The organism is Brevundimonas sp. CURTG3B2_SDJG, assembly GCF_057364705.1.
On record NZ_JBNFOJ010000528.1, the window covers coordinates 1 to 921 of the forward strand.

1 protein-coding gene is annotated in these 921 nt (G+C 73.1%); it reads right to left on the bottom strand.

What is annotated here, in order from left to right; genetic code table 11:
- Positions 1-82: 82 nt before the first annotated feature.
- A partial coding sequence (locus AC2W7C_RS18465; protein WP_486002647.1) for a tRNA dihydrouridine synthase occupies positions 83-921 on the bottom strand: 839 nt, incomplete at its 5' end.

The following is a 921-nucleotide window of genomic DNA, read 5'->3' on the forward strand; positions in this document are numbered from 1 at the left end:
TCCTCCGACCAGCCGACGAACCAGCGCGCCAGGCCGCGGGGCGCGGCCGGAGCGGGGTCGGCGTCGGCGGTCGGCGTGTCCGTCATGCCGCGCCAGCTTCCGCGAACTGTGGCGCGATATCAACAGGGGAGTTGCTGGAAAGCGTCACCGAACGCCACAACGCGGCCAGTTCCCGCTCCACCTCCGCCGGGTCGTCCAGTCGGCACAACCGCCCCTTGGCGGCCCGCCGCTCGCCCGGATCCTCTGGCCACGGCGCCTGCTCGACGTACCAGCCCAGGTGTTTGCGGAACATTTTCAGTCCCAGCGGCATCCCGTAGAAGGCGACGGAGGCCCGCAGGTGCTCGACCACGATGGCCAGCCGCGCCTCCCGATCCGGCTCTTCCAACACCGTCCCGTCAGCCAGGGCCCGCTCCAGATGTGCGGCCAGCCAGGGCCGGCCATAGACGCCGCGCCCCAGCATCAGGGCGTCCGCCCCCGACTGCGCCAGCGCCGCCCGCGCGTCCTCAGCGGTCAGGATGTCGCCGTTGACGATCACCGGCACGCCGACCGCCGCCTTGACCTCGCCGACCGCCGCCCAATCGGCCCGACCGGTGTAGAATTGCTGCCGGGTGCGGCCGTGGACCGTCACCGCCCTGACCCCGATCGCCTCGGCGCGGCGGGCCAGGTCGGGGGCGTTGCGGCTGGCGTCGTCCCAGCCCAAACGCATCTTGACCGTCACGGGGCGGGAGGTCGCCGTCACCGCCGCCTCGATCAGCCGACAGGCCAGCTCGGGCGTGCGCATCAGGGCCGAACCGCAGGCCGCGCCCGTGACCTCTTTGGCCGGGCAGCCGAAATTCAGGTCGACGATGTCCGCGCCGGCGCGCTCGGCCATGCGGGCGCCCTCGGCCATGGCGGCGGGATCGCGCCCGACCAGCTGGATCA